The sequence below is a fragment of the Hyphobacterium sp. genome, from assembly GCF_965217055.1.
Lineage (GTDB): Bacteria > Pseudomonadota > Alphaproteobacteria > Caulobacterales > Maricaulaceae > Hyphobacterium.
Genome location: NZ_OZ244227.1, coordinates 1,385,775 through 1,398,594 on the forward strand (window position 1 = coordinate 1,385,775; position 12,820 = coordinate 1,398,594).

Below are 12,820 nucleotides of genomic sequence, written 5' to 3' on the forward strand. Positions count from 1 at the left end.
TTCAAGCCCGGCGCCGCTTTAGCTCAGCTGGTAGAGCAACGCATTCGTAATGCGTAGGTCGCGTGTTCGAGTCACGCAAGCGGCACCATTTCTTCCCCGAAGCGAGCTTCGGCCGGGCAAGCCAATTCCCCTTGTTCGAGCGAAGGCGGGCCGGTTTTCCTGCTCTCGTGCGTACGTCATACGGCCCGACAGATGCGGTCGTACGATCATTGGCGGCTCGCTGGAAGTCCAATCGTGGCAGCTGCACAAGGCCAGCCCCTGGCTGGCAGAAGTGCTAGGCTTCAATGAAGAGCGGGGGGCAAGATGAAAATATCAGCATTAGCGAAACCGGTCATGGTCGGCGGAAGCGCGCTTTTGATCGCCGTCTTCGCTGGGGCATTCGGCACGGTGAACGGCATGGGACAGGATGCCGAGCACGGCCGCATCACGCGGCGGGCACTCGGTTGCGACAGTACCATGGCCCCAACCGCCTGTTTCGAGCCTGACACGCTCGACAGCCTGGCCGGATCGCCGGGGGATTTCGGGGCCGTCGGCGCGCCCGACAGGGGTCGCGGCATGCTGACCTCCCATGCCCATTGCAGCGGCGGTGATTATTTCGCCATCCCCGATTACCCACAAAGCCGGGAAGCGGCTGCAGCGACGCTGACGGAGTGTCGCGACTACATGCTGGACAATCTGCGGCATGCGGTTATCGACGCCGCCGGCCTGCTGAACGATGACGACGACATCCGGTCGAGCCAGATCCCCGGATTCATTCCGTGCATCTATGCTGGCCAGGAGCACGGTCGCGCAAAATGCAATGTGCTTGCCCATCTCGGGCGCATCCTGCACGCCGGTCAGGATTTCTACTCGCACAGCAATTGGGTGGACGAGGCTGATCCGACGCGCCCCGTCGGGCCGGACAATCCGCCGGGCCTCAGGCAGACGGGAAGGTCGTCCTGGCTGGATCTCGGGGCGGCGACACCGGTCTTTCCCGACGGGTTGATATCCGGATGCTTCGATACCGAATCCTTCCTCGGAGAAGAACGCGGATGCACTTATGGCGAGAGCGGGGCCCACAGGGTCCGGCATCTCGATCTGAACAAGGATACGGGACAGATTGACCCTGAAATCGGTGACGGCACAACCCACCGCGGAAGGCATAGCGGCAATTTCGAACGCGCCGTCAGCGCCGCAATCGACGACAGCACTCACCAGTGGCGGACTTTCCAATCGCGTTTGGTCGCGGAATACGGGCAAGAACGTGCCGCGCTGATGATCTGCGCCATCCGGCGCGATGATCCAAGCGATGATTGCTAGTGCCGGTAGACCGGTCGATCAATCTGACGCGCCGACTAGTGTGCCTGGTGGCGCCAGTGTGACCGTTTCAAAGATGTTCGCCAATGTATCCCGGTTCGCCAGATCCGAATTGGCAAAGATCATGGCAATGGTCTCCACCGTATCGCCGCCAAAATCCTGATTGACAAGAAATGCGATCGCATCGAATTCGGCTGTGACTTCACACGCTGGGCCGGAAAGTGTCATCCGCCCGCCATAGAGATTCTCGCCGACCGCAAGCGCCGTCAAAGGCGCCGAAAGCGTGCAATCGCCGATATCGCCGCCCTGCAGGCTTCCGGTCATCGGCAACAGCGAGGCGTCGATATTGTCGTTGCTCGTGGCCGTGCTGATCGATCCGATGACTTCGGGGCCGCTTGGACTCGAGGCAATCACCTCGAAACTGCCGCGGAAGCGATTGTAATCTGCGATCTCCAGCGTGGTCAGCGGCAAGAATACCGAACGGAAGTCCATCCTGAGCACATCATTGGCTATCACCAAATCGTTCGACGTACTGCTGCCCGTTGCGATGTCGATTGTTCCAGAGAACAGGGAGCGGGGTCTCCAGGTGCCCTGCCAGTTTGCCAACGAATTGTCATCGCCCGTCACGACGGTTGATCGTGCCGAGAAAGGAATACCATTGGCTCCGGTGTCTCCATCCCTTTCGACCAACCCCACAAACGCAATTGGCTCGTCCTCTTGCGCAAAATCCAGGTTGGCCCAGAGCTGTCCGTCCGGCGTGATGATGACCACCCCGGTGCCCTGACCGGGGATTTCTATCGCCCACGTACCAACCGGTGCGGCTTCGTTCACCGCCGTCGTCAGTTCCTCGACCGACACGGCTACGGATGTCTGTCCGCGCAGCACGCCGTCCGTGTCCACGAAATCGACGAAGACCCGAACTAGGTCGGGGAGGTTCGCCACGCCAACGCCCGGAATGCGAAGCGCCCGTATCTTGAAGAAGACCGGATCCGTTCCAATCATCGTCCGCCGGCGACTGACTCTCTCAGAGGTACAGATTCCCAGGCTATTCGTTTCGCAAATATCGAGCTTGATGGGCGCCGCTGACTGAAACCCGGTGGCCGGCAAGCTTAGGCGCGGCCGCACCGTAATTGTCGCCTCATTGTCCGCTGCACTGGACAGACCGGGCGATGGCGACACCGGATCTCCCGCGCCCACATTGATCGCGGCAAGTGAAACCGGTTCGAAATCCTGCCCGTCAAGCAATCGGACCGATCCCTCGCCATTCAAGGTGGCGGCCACGGCAACAATGTCCGGTACCGGCGTGTCCGAAACCGACAGCGACAGCGTGTTCACGCCAAGAATTGACCTTGCCGATACCGGGTTGCCAGAACCGTCGTCGGCGCAGATGAAATCGAGAACGATATCGGTGCTGGATAAAGGCCCGGTCGGCACCGTGAAAAGAACAAGCGATTGGGTCGCGCCGGCACCGATTTCAAATGGGAGGTCGAGCGAGCCTTCAACCGTATCGCCGTTCGGACCGACCTGCTGGAATCTCAGTGTGCCGGCGGCTTCCGGCGTGCCAGTCGCAAACGCCACTGAACACTCTTCGACCGTGTCAGCGCGCGCGTTTATAAACGAGGCATAGACCCCGGCGGGTGCGCCAGTCTGGACTGATCGCGCCGTCGGCAAGATCGAGCTCACTAAGCCTTGTGTGCTGGCCGTACCGGACAGTGTCGCGGCCAGGTTGGTGGCTAGCAAAACGGTTAGGAAAAAACGCGAGAACACAGCCTGCCCCAGAGAAAACCTTCTGTTAGTTTAGTGGGTCGGATATTCATTGGCAATCTAATCTTTGTATTTTTGTTGAACCACCCTTTTCTATACTTTGATTTTGTATTGCGTAGTATCTACGAAATGCGAGTCAGATGACTGTTTGTATATTTCTCGGTTGCTCTATGAATAACACCTTTGGAGATCGCCAATCCCGATCTTTGCATTGAGGCGCGGCAAGTCTACCGGCAATTCATCCACGTTGAACCGCACAATACGCCTTGCTTCCGGATTGATTGCTGCGATTTCGCTCCTGCGGTGTACGAATCTTCCGAACTCAGCTGGCCCGAATGCGGGCCTGATCATCGCTGCGTGTGCCGGGTGGCGACGAATATGATGCCGGCTGTGGCGAAATGCGCTGCCACGCCAACCGTCCACCAGATCAGCAGCCAGAGCATGATGAAGGCGTCACTACCCTTGCCAAGGCTGATGGCAGTGAAGATGACCACGCCGAGACCATAGGCGTCGCGGTGGTTCCGCAAAGGCAGGGGCGCGCCGGCGCATTCGTCATCGGCATCTTGCGTAAGGCCAGTGCGCTATTCCTAATCCGCAGTACCGCGCGCCGCCCTGCAATCCCAGCCTTTGCCTTGACGCACCGCGCCCTAAATGTTCCACACGGGCGCACCTCATCTGGTCCAAGCGATTGACCTTTCTAGCGACAGCACAGGAATCGGTCGTGCTGCCGCCGTTTTGCGGCGCCAGACCAGCAATGAAGCGGAAACAGTCTCATGGAATTCGGTACCGGCGCCTCACTGGCCGCCTATTTTGTCCTGATGATCGGCATTGGCATTTACGGTTTCAGGGAATCGACAGGCGACAGTTCGGGCTATCTGCTCGGCGGACGCAAGCTCGGACCTGCGGTGACGTCGCTTTCCGCCGGCGCTTCCGACATGTCGGGCTGGATGCTCCTCGGCCTGCCGGGCGCGATGTTTGCCTCAGGCCTGTCGGCGGCCTGGATCGCCATCGGCTTGCTGCTCGGAGCGCTTGCAAATTACCTGATCGTCGCTCCACGCCTGCGCGTCTATACCGAGACCGCGAATGACGCGATCACCATCCCTGACTATTTCGAGAAGCGTTTCGAGGACAAATCGCGGCTTCTGCGGGTAATCTCGTCAATCGTGATCATCCTGTTCTTCACGCTGTACACGTCCTCCGGCGTCGTGGCAGGCGGGAAATTGTTCGATTCCGCGTTCGGCCTTCCGTACGAGCTCGGCCTGTTCGTCACTGCCGGCGTTGTCGTGCTTTACACACTGCTCGGCGGGTTCATGGCGGTCTCGATGACCGATTTCGTGCAAGGCTGCATCATGTTCGTGGCCCTCGTCATCGTTCCTGTCGTGGCGCTGACCGGGATTGGCGGATTTGACGGGCTGAACACGACGATTGTGGAAATCGATCCGTCGCTCCTCGATATTTTCGGCGGTGTGGGGCTGATCGGGATCATCTCGGCAATGAGCTGGGGGCTCGGCTATTTCGGCCAGCCGCATATCATCGTGCGCTTCATGGCGATCCGGTCTGTGAAAGATATCCCCGCCGCGCGAAATATCGGTATGAGCTGGATGCTAGTCACCATCGTCGGAGCGATGGCGACCGGACTGGTCGGTCTCGCCTGGATATCCCAGAACGGGATTCCGCAGGGCTATCTGGTCGATGGCCAGTTCGACGGTGAAACGATTTTCATCGTCCTGTCGCAGATCCTGTTTAATCCGTTCATCGGTGGCTTCCTGCTGGCTGCGATCCTGGCCGCGATCATGTCGACGATCTCGTCGCAGCTTCTCGTGTCCTCGAGCTCGCTGACCGAAGATTTCTACAAGATTTTCCTGCGCCGCAATGCGAGCCAGAAGGAACTGGTCCTGGTCGGCCGAATTGCGGTGGTCGCCGTTGCAATGGTGGCGATCGCGCTGGCCTGGAACCCGGACAGCAACGTGCTGACGCTGGTCTCCAATGCGTGGGCCGGATTCGGCGCCGCCTTCGGACCGATCGTGATCCTGTCGCTGTTCTGGAAGAAGATGACGCGCTGGGGCGCGCTGGCCGGCATGGTGATCGGCGCCGCGACCGTGTTGGTCTGGACCTATGTGCCGCTTCTGCCAACAGATGCAGGCGTCGTACCGCTCGGCAGCTGGCTCTACTCGATCGTACCGGGCTTCATCTTCTGCTTCGTCGCCATCATCGTCGTAAGCCTTGTCTCGCCAGGGCCGAAGAAATCCGTTGAAGATACGCACGAGGCGATGGAAGCCGAGATGGACAGCACCGGCTAGAAAATCGACAACTTGGTCTTGCGCGCGAATAATTCGAGGGCGCGGGTCCCGGCCAGCGAATTGCCAAGCTCGTCAAGCTCGGGCGACCAGACGCAAATCGCATACTTTCCGGGAATCACGGCGGCAATGCCGCCGCCGACACCGGATTTGGCCGGAATGCCGACGCGAAAAGCGAAATTTCCCACGCCGTCATAGAGGCCGCAGGTCAGAAGCAGTGAATTGATGCGCTTGGCGCGCAGCGGCGTCATCAGCTTTTCGCCCGTGATCGGTTGCTGGCCGCCACTGGCCAGGGGCAGGAAGGCGCGGGCCAGATCGCGGCAGGTCATTGCGATCGCGCACTGCCGGTAATAGACGGACAGCACGTCCTCAACCGGCGCAACCAGATTGCCCTGGCTTTTCAGGAGGTGCGCGATTGCGGCGTTGCGATGGCCATGATCGGCCTCCGAATGCGCGACCTCTTCATCGATGTAGATATCCTGACGGGCCGCGCACCGGCGGACCGAGCCGAGGAGTTGCAGAACGGGGCTGACGGTGCGGGCTGTGATCGCGTCGGTCACGACGAGGGCGCCCGCATTGATAAACGGGTTGCGGGGCAATCCCTGCTCGGATTCGAGCTGCACCAGGGAATTGAAGGCATTGCCCGAGGGCTCGCGGCCAACGCGCTTCCAGAGAGCATTGGAGCCGACGATCTTGAGCGCCAGTTCGAGGGTGAAGACCTTCGAAATGCTCTGGATCGAGAAACAGATGTCGGCATCGCCGGCGACATATTCTGATCCGTCAACGCCGCAAACAGCCATGCCGAAACGTTCTGGCGAGATTCGCGCGAGCGCCGGAATGTAATCGGCCACCTTGCCGCGGCCGATCGACTTGCGGGCTTCTGCTTCAATCTCGTCGAGAAGGGGCGTCAGGTCTGTTTCAACAGCGGTCATGCCGGCGAACCTAGTGGGATGCGCTGCTTTGTGAACCGGGGATCAAAGAATGGAACGCACCTCGGCAATCCGGGCGCTGATGTCGTCTACCGGCGCCGGAGTGGATGCCGCCAGCGGCGCGCCAGCCGGCCAAAGGCCGACAAGCGCGTCGATTTCTGCAATCAATGGTTCGTCTCCAAGACGCTGCGCATGTTGGCGGGCAACCGTCGCGAAGCCGAATGCATCCTGGTATTCGCCGGCATCGGTCACGTCCATGAGATACGCGATGATGGCGCGCGAATCCCCGCCGGCATTGGCCTGCAGCAGAGCGAGGTTTGCCTCTGCCTGCACCAACATGGGCTCGATTTCGCTGGCCGGGCGACCATCATCGAGGGCTTGCGAGACCCGTTCGAAGATTTCTGCCGCCAAGCCAAGCGCGTCGATGCCCTCGCGTTCCGCAGCATGGGCCTCCGAGACCGGGTGCAAAAGGTGGGGTGCAGCTTCGTCCGGGACGCCGGCGCGATAAAGCGCCAGGCCAGTCTCGACATGTCCGGACATGAAGGCGACGCGGAACTCGATCGGCATGGAATCCATATCGTCGTGGGTTGTCTGATCGACGGATGCCGGCGCGTCACCGCGGCCGCAGCTGGTCAGCACAAAAACACCGAAGATCACGATGAAGACGACGCGCGCAGCGGAAACCAAATTCATGGACATCTCCCCCTGATTGGCGCCAGCTTACGCGCCCGTAAACCGCTCGCAAGTGGGTGGAGCCCTAGCTGGCGTTGTCAGGCGTTTGGCCGGTTGGCGATAAGGTCGTCAACGACTCCCGGCTCAGCGAGGGTCGAAGTGTCGCCAAGCGAATCGAGTTCGTTCTCGGCGATCTTGCGCAAAATGCGGCGCATGATCTTGCCCGAACGGGTTTTCGGCAATGCCGGTGCGAACTGGATCAGGTCAGGTGTGGCGACCGGACCGATTTCCTTGCGAACATGGGATTTGAGTTCAGTCTCGGTTTCAGCCGTTGGCTCCAGACCGGCATTCAGCGTGACAAAGCAGTACACCCCCTGCCCCCTGATATCGTGAGGGTAACCGACCACGGCTGCTTCGGCGACATTCGGATGGGCGACCAGTGCGCTTTCGATCTCGGCGGTGCCGAGCCGGTGACCCGAGACGTTAAGCACGTCGTCGACGCGGCCGGTGATCCACCAGTAATGATCGGCGTCGCGGCGCGCCCCGTCACCGGTGAAATAGAGGCCACGATAGGTCGAGAAATAGGTCTCGGCAAAACGCTTGTGATCGCCGTAGACGCTGCGCATCTGGCCCGGCCAGGACCGCTTGAGCACGAGATTGCCCGAAAGCTCGCCTTCGCCCTCAATGAAATTCCCGTCCTGGTCAACGAGTGCCGGCTCGATGCCATACATCGGCTTGGCGGCGGCACCGGGCTTCAGATCGTGAGCGCCCGGCAAGGCCGAAATCATGCAGCCACCTGTCTCGGTCTGCCACCAGGTGTCGACGATGGGACAGCGGCCTTTTCCTACCACGCGGTGATACCAGGCCCAGGCTTCGGGGTTGATCGGCTCGCCGACGGAGCCGAGCAAGCGCAGGCTGGACAGATCATGCCCTTCGACCAGCGCATCGCCTTCGCGCATCAGGGCGCGCAGGGCCGTCGGAGCGGTGTAGAGCACGTTCACATTGTGCTTGGCGCACACGCGCCAGAAGCGGTCGGCGGCGGGCCAGGTCGGAATGCCTTCAAAGACCAGCGTGGTCACACCATTCACAAGCGGTCCATAGGTCAGATAGGTGTGGCCGGTCACCCAGCCGATATCGGCGGTGCACCAGAAGACCTCGCCGCGCTTGACCTCGAACACGGTATCGAAAGTCAGTGCCGCCCAGAGCAGATAACCGCCCGTCGTATGCAAGACGCCTTTCGGTTTTCCGGTGGATCCCGATGTGTAGAGAATAAACAGCGGATCCTCGGCATTCATGGGCTCCGGCGCGCACTTGGCATCAACTTCCAGGGCAAGTTCGTGATGCCAGAAATCGCGGCCTTCGACCCAACCGATCTTTGCGCCGGTATGGCGCACGCAAAGAACCGCCTTAACATTTCCGGCAATTTCAATGGCTTCGTCGACATTCGCTTTCAGCGGGACCGGCTTATTGCCTCGCACGCCCTCGTCCGCCGTGATGACGAATTCAGACTCGCAATCCTTGATGCGACCGGCGAGGGCGTCCGGCGAAAATCCTCCGAAAACAACGGAATGCACGGCACCGATCCTGGTGCAGGCGAGCATCGCGTACAGCGCCTCGGGAATCATCGGCATGTAAAGCGTGACGCGATCGCCCTTCTGCACGCCGATCTTCTTGAGTTCGTTTGCCATGCGGCAAACATGATTGTGAAGCTGCCTGTAGGTGATCGCGGAATGAAATCCGGGATTGTCGCCTTCCCAGAGAATGGCGACATCATTGCCGCGCTCCTCGAGATGCCGGTCGATGCAATTGTAGGACACGTTCAGAACGCCGTCGGCAAACCATTTGATCGACAGCTCATCCGGATCCCAGTTGACGCTCGAGATCTCGGTCGGCGTCTTGATCCAGTCGAGCCGGCGGATTTCCTCGGTCCAGAACGCAACGGGTTCCTCGATCGACCGGCGGTAGCGATCCTTATACTGGGCGAGGCTGGTCTGGCTGTGCGGCACATAATCGTCGGGTACCGGCACGCAGTCAGGCGCCGTTCCGGTCTTGGTCTGCTGCGACATGCCTATCTCCCTCGACACCAAGCGGGTTTGTATTGCAGTGAAAGCCAAGTCACCGCCTGCATCAAGGCGGGATCAAGTCTGCGCGCTATTCGGCTGCAGCCAGGTCATCGCTCAAATGTGCCCGCGTCGACGGAATGCGGATTTCCTCGACCATGTCGCGGATTTCTTCCGGCGGAGCCGGGGTCAGCAAGGCCACGCCGATCGAGACGCCGAAGGCGATGATCATGCTGATCGTGCCGAAGCCTTCCGGCGATATGCCGAGAAACCAGTCGACCTCGGAACCCACGGCCAGGCCGGGCAGGAAGCCGGTAAAGCCGGCCACGGCCAGCACGGAGGCGAGACCGGCGGCGATCAGCATGGCCGGGATCTTGCCGCGCGCATGGGTGCCGAAATGCAGGGTCAGCAGGGCGAGCGTGGCAAGACTGCCGCAAGCGCCGATCACGGCGGGCGAGAAGCCGATCTTGAAGTGGACGATATAGGCGGCGGTGACGACGAGCCCGGTCGTCATGCCGGCAATCGCGCCCTGCTTGTTCATCCGGGTCCAGAAAATGCCGAGCAGGATGGCCGGAAAAAAGCTGGCAGCGGCCAATCCGAAAGCGAAGGCGACAACGGCGGCGACAAACCCTGGCGGATTGATGCCGGCGTAAATCGCCACGAGCACCGCCGCGACGGCGGCGAGGCGCGCTGTCAGCAATTCCTGAGTATCGCTCATTCCGGTGAATAACACTTTCCGGCAGAGATCGTGCGAGACCGCTGAAGAGATCACCATAAGAAGGCCTGCTGCCGTCGACAGGGCGGCGGCCAGCCCGCCGGCTACAACGAGACCGATCACCCAGGCCGGCAATCCGCCGATCTCCGGATTGGCGAGCACGAAGATGTCACGGTCGAGCCGGGTAACTTCATTGGCTTCCGGATCGGCGCGATACTGGATGCGTCCGTCGCCATTGCGGTCTTGCGCATCAAGCAGACCGACATCGCGCCAGTTATAGAACCATTCCGGCGTGTCGCCTTCGCCCAGCGTCGCGCGGTCGATCGTGCCGGCTGCCGCTTCTTCCGACCATGCGCTTTCGTTCACGGTATCGATGAAGTTGGCACGGGCGAAGACGGCTACGGCCGGTGCGGTCGTGTAGAGAATGGCGATGAAGACCAGCGCCCAGCCGGCGGATTTGCGGGCGTCGGAGGCCTTGGGCACGGTGAAAAAGCGGATAATGACATGTGGCAGGCCCGCCGTGCCGACCATCAGCGCCAGCGTGATGGCAAAAACGTCGATTTTCGGCTTGCTGCCTTCGGTATAGGCCGTGAAACCGAGATCGGTGAGCGTGCGGTCCAGGTTCAACAATAGCGGCGTGCCATCCTGCGCATTGCCGACAAAGCCGAGCTGCGGGATCGGCGTCCCGGTGATCTGCAGAGACAGGAAAATGGCCGGAACCATGAAGGCGAAAATCAGCACGCAGTACTGAGCGACCTGTGTGTAGGTAATGCCCTTCATGCCGCCGAGCGCCGCATAGAAGAGGACGATGATGGCGCCGACAATGACGCCGGCCTCGATTGGCACGTGCAGGAAGTTGGAGAAGGCGATGCCGACTCCGCGCATCTGGCCGGCAATGTAGGTGAAGGATATGAAGAGCGCGCAGATCACGGCGACAATGCGGGCGGCCTGAGAATAATAGCGGTCACCGACGAAATCGGGCACGGTGAACTTGCCGAATTTTCGCAAATAGGGGGCGAGCAGCAGCGCCAACAGCACGTAGCCGCCGGTCCAGCCCATCAGATATACCGAGCCGTCATATCCAGAGAAGGCGATAATGCCGGCCATGGACAGGAAGGACGCCGCGCTCATCCAGTCGGCGGCCGTGGCCATGCCATTGAAGACCGGCGGTACGTCGTGTCCGGCCACATAGAAATCGCTGGTCGAGGCCGCGCGGGCCCATATCGCGATCGCGATATAGAGGCCGAAGGAGGAGATCACGAACAGGCCGGTCCAGAAGAGGGTAGGCTCGAGGCCGAAAATCGTCATTCGCGGCCTCCCTCAGCCTTCATCGTCATCGATGTCGTATTTCCGCTCGATGCGGTGCATCAGCGCGGAGCAAACGAAAATCAGGATGACGAAGACATAGATGGCGCCCTGCTGGGCGAACCAGAAGCCGAGCGGTGCGCCGCCTATCGAAAAATTGTCAAGTCCATCGCGGAACAGGATGCCGGCGCCGAAGGAGACCGCGGCCCAGATGGCCAGCAATACAGCCATCAGGCGCAAATTGTCCCGCCAATAGGCCTTGTATGATGATCTCGCAATGTCGTGATCGCCAGTGTTTGCCATTCAGCTTTCCCCTCCGGCTGACCGGGTCGCGGAGCGACATTGCCCGCTTGGCCACGATGCGTCACCCCCTTGTGATGGCGCGGTCCTGATGCAGCGATGGACAATCGCATGACACGCCAATAGGACGTGGATCAGAAACCCGCCGGTCCGCTGGGAGCCCTTCATGAAGATATATCCGAACATTATCGATGCCATCGGCAATACGCCGCTGGTCAAGCTCAACAAGGTTGTCCCGGAAGGCGCGTCGACGATTCTAGCGAAGTGCGAATTCCTCAATCCGACCGGGTCGATCAAGGATCGCATGGGTCCCTACATCATCGAACGGGCCGAGGCCGAGGGCTTGTTGAAACCGGGCGGTACCATCGTCGAGAATACGTCGGGCAATACAGGCCAGTCGCTGGCCATGGCCGCCGCGGTGAAAGGCTATCGCTGCGTCTTCACGCTGCCTGACAAGATGAGCCAGGAAAAGATCGACATGATGCGCGCCTATGGCGCAGAAGTGGTGATCACGCCGACCGACGTGCCCGGCGACAGCCCCGACCATTATGTGAACACCGCCAAACGGATCGCAGAAGAGACACCGGGCGCCTTCTATGTCGACCAGTATCACTCGCAGTGGAATATCGAGGGCCATTATCACAATACGGGCCGCGAAATTTTCGAGCAGACAGATGGCGGCAAGTTCGATGTTTTCATGGGCGGAACCGGTACGGGCGGAACGGTCTCAGGGGTCGGCCGCTACATGAAAGAGCACGCCCCGAATGTGCAGATCATCGGCGTCGATCCGCTGGGGTCGGTCCACTACAATCTTTTCAAGACGGGCCGTCTGCCGGCCGCCTATGTCTATTCGGTCGAGGGTATCGGCGAGGACATCGAGTGCCGCGCCATGGATTTCTCTGTCGTCGACGACATGGTGCAGATCGATGACTGGGAAAGCTTCCATGTCGGCCGTGCCCTGGTCCGCGAGGAGGGCCTGTTCTGCGGCGGCTCATCCGGGTCGATCGTCGCCGCGGCGATCGAGGTCGCCAAGAAAATCGGTCCCGACAAGACGATCGTCGTCACGCTGTGCGACAGCGGCACGCGTTATACTTCCAAATACCTGTCCGACAGGTGGATGGAGGAGAAGGGCTTCTTCACGGAGCACACACTGCTCGGCCCGATGGGCGATCTTGTTGCGCGGCGCTCATCACTGACGGCTGATGCCAAGGCGGACGACGCCGACATCCGCAAGATGCTGGATGAGGGTGATCTCGACTATCTGCCCCTACATGAAGGCGACACATTCACGGAAATCGCCACGCGCGATGGCGGGCGCCTTTCGATCGGCGGGATCCTCTACACCGAGGCGCGGATCGAAGAGATGCCCCATATACTCAAGCGCGGCGATGCCGCGTTGGTCATGACACGCGACGAGGTGGTCGGCGTGGTGACCGAGAAGGAATACAGCGCCCGGGTTGGCGGCTGATCAGGAAGGACGAA

10 protein-coding genes and 1 tRNA gene are annotated in these 12,820 nt (G+C 60.6%); 4 read left to right on the forward strand and 7 right to left on the reverse strand.

From position 1 onward, the window contains the following. Positions 1–12: 12 nt before the first annotated feature. Positions 13–88 (forward strand) — tRNA-Thr (locus ACOOFN_RS06950). Positions 89–303: 215 nt separating this feature from the next. Further along, on the forward strand, positions 304–1,299 hold the full coding sequence (locus ACOOFN_RS06955) for a CinY protein (RefSeq protein ID WP_420430135.1): 996 nt from the start codon (positions 304–306) through the stop codon (positions 1,297–1,299). Positions 1,300–1,317: 18 nt separating this feature from the next. Here the strand turns inward: ACOOFN_RS06955 and ACOOFN_RS06960 are convergent, their stop codons facing one another. Together ACOOFN_RS06960 and ACOOFN_RS06965 are read right to left on the reverse strand one after the other, a co-directional pair. After that, on the reverse strand, positions 1,318–2,874 hold the full coding sequence (locus tag ACOOFN_RS06960) for a hypothetical protein (RefSeq protein WP_420430137.1): 1,557 nt from the start codon (positions 2,872–2,874) through the stop codon (positions 1,318–1,320). Positions 2,875–3,407: 533 nt separating this feature from the next. Continuing rightward, positions 3,408–3,587 (reverse strand): hypothetical protein, encoded by a 180-nt coding sequence (locus ACOOFN_RS06965; RefSeq protein WP_420430139.1) that lies wholly within the window; start codon positions 3,585–3,587, stop codon positions 3,408–3,410. A 246-nt stretch (positions 3,588–3,833) separates the two neighbouring features. Here ACOOFN_RS06965 and putP point away from each other — a divergent pair, with 246 nt between their 5' ends. Further along, positions 3,834–5,360, forward strand: a complete 1,527-nt coding sequence (gene putP / locus ACOOFN_RS06970) for a sodium/proline symporter PutP (protein ID WP_420430141.1) — start codon at positions 3,834–3,836, stop codon at positions 5,358–5,360. Here putP and ACOOFN_RS06975 read toward each other — a convergent pair. From ACOOFN_RS06975 to ACOOFN_RS06995, 5 genes are all read right to left on the reverse strand, one after another. Further along, entirely contained in the window at positions 5,357–6,289 is a 933-nt protein-coding gene (locus ACOOFN_RS06975; protein ID WP_420430143.1) for a glutaminase, read from the reverse strand. The genes putP and ACOOFN_RS06975 overlap by 4 nt on opposite strands. 42 nt (positions 6,290–6,331) lie before the next feature. Continuing rightward, positions 6,332–6,979, reverse strand: a complete 648-nt coding sequence (locus tag ACOOFN_RS06980) for a hypothetical protein (RefSeq protein ID WP_420430145.1) — start codon at positions 6,977–6,979, stop codon at positions 6,332–6,334. Between the two features lie 77 nt (positions 6,980–7,056). Continuing rightward, the gene (gene acs, locus ACOOFN_RS06985; RefSeq protein WP_420430147.1) at positions 7,057–9,024 is read right to left on the reverse strand and encodes an acetate--CoA ligase; all 1,968 of its coding nucleotides are present in this window, start codon (positions 9,022–9,024) and stop codon (positions 7,057–7,059) included. An 85-nt stretch (positions 9,025–9,109) separates the two neighbouring features. After that, positions 9,110–11,041, reverse strand: coding sequence for a sodium:solute symporter family protein (locus tag ACOOFN_RS06990; protein WP_420430149.1), 1,932 nt, complete (start codon positions 11,039–11,041; stop codon positions 9,110–9,112). 12 nt (positions 11,042–11,053) lie between these two features. Next, the gene (locus ACOOFN_RS06995) at positions 11,054–11,341 is read right to left on the reverse strand and encodes a DUF4212 domain-containing protein (protein ID WP_420430151.1); all 288 of its coding nucleotides are present in this window, start codon (positions 11,339–11,341) and stop codon (positions 11,054–11,056) included. 163 nt (positions 11,342–11,504) lie between these two features. Between ACOOFN_RS06995 and ACOOFN_RS07000 the strand changes: the two genes are divergently transcribed. Continuing rightward, positions 11,505–12,806, forward strand: a complete 1,302-nt coding sequence (locus tag ACOOFN_RS07000) for a PLP-dependent cysteine synthase family protein (RefSeq protein WP_420430153.1) — start codon at positions 11,505–11,507, stop codon at positions 12,804–12,806. The last annotated feature ends 14 nt before the right edge of the window (positions 12,807–12,820 follow it).

What these genes read in the sequence shown, in the direction of transcription:
- ACOOFN_RS07000 (WP_420430153.1), top strand. Translation starts at nt 11,505, where the DNA reads ATGAAGATATATCCGAACATTATCGATGCCATCGGCAATACGCCGCTG.
- ACOOFN_RS06995 (WP_420430151.1), bottom strand. Translation starts at nt 11,341, where the DNA reads ATGGCAAACACTGGCGATCACGACATTGCGAGATCATCATACAAGGCC.
- ACOOFN_RS06955 (WP_420430135.1), top strand. Translation starts at nt 304, where the DNA reads ATGAAAATATCAGCATTAGCGAAACCGGTCATGGTCGGCGGAAGCGCG.
- ACOOFN_RS06980 (WP_420430145.1), bottom strand. Translation starts at nt 6,979, where the DNA reads ATGAATTTGGTTTCCGCTGCGCGCGTCGTCTTCATCGTGATCTTCGGT.
- ACOOFN_RS06990 (WP_420430149.1), bottom strand. Translation starts at nt 11,041, where the DNA reads ATGACGATTTTCGGCCTCGAGCCTACCCTCTTCTGGACCGGCCTGTTC.
- putP (WP_420430141.1), top strand. Translation starts at nt 3,834, where the DNA reads ATGGAATTCGGTACCGGCGCCTCACTGGCCGCCTATTTTGTCCTGATG.
- acs (WP_420430147.1), bottom strand. Translation starts at nt 9,024, where the DNA reads ATGTCGCAGCAGACCAAGACCGGAACGGCGCCTGACTGCGTGCCGGTA.
- ACOOFN_RS06975 (WP_420430143.1), bottom strand. Translation starts at nt 6,289, where the DNA reads ATGACCGCTGTTGAAACAGACCTGACGCCCCTTCTCGACGAGATTGAA.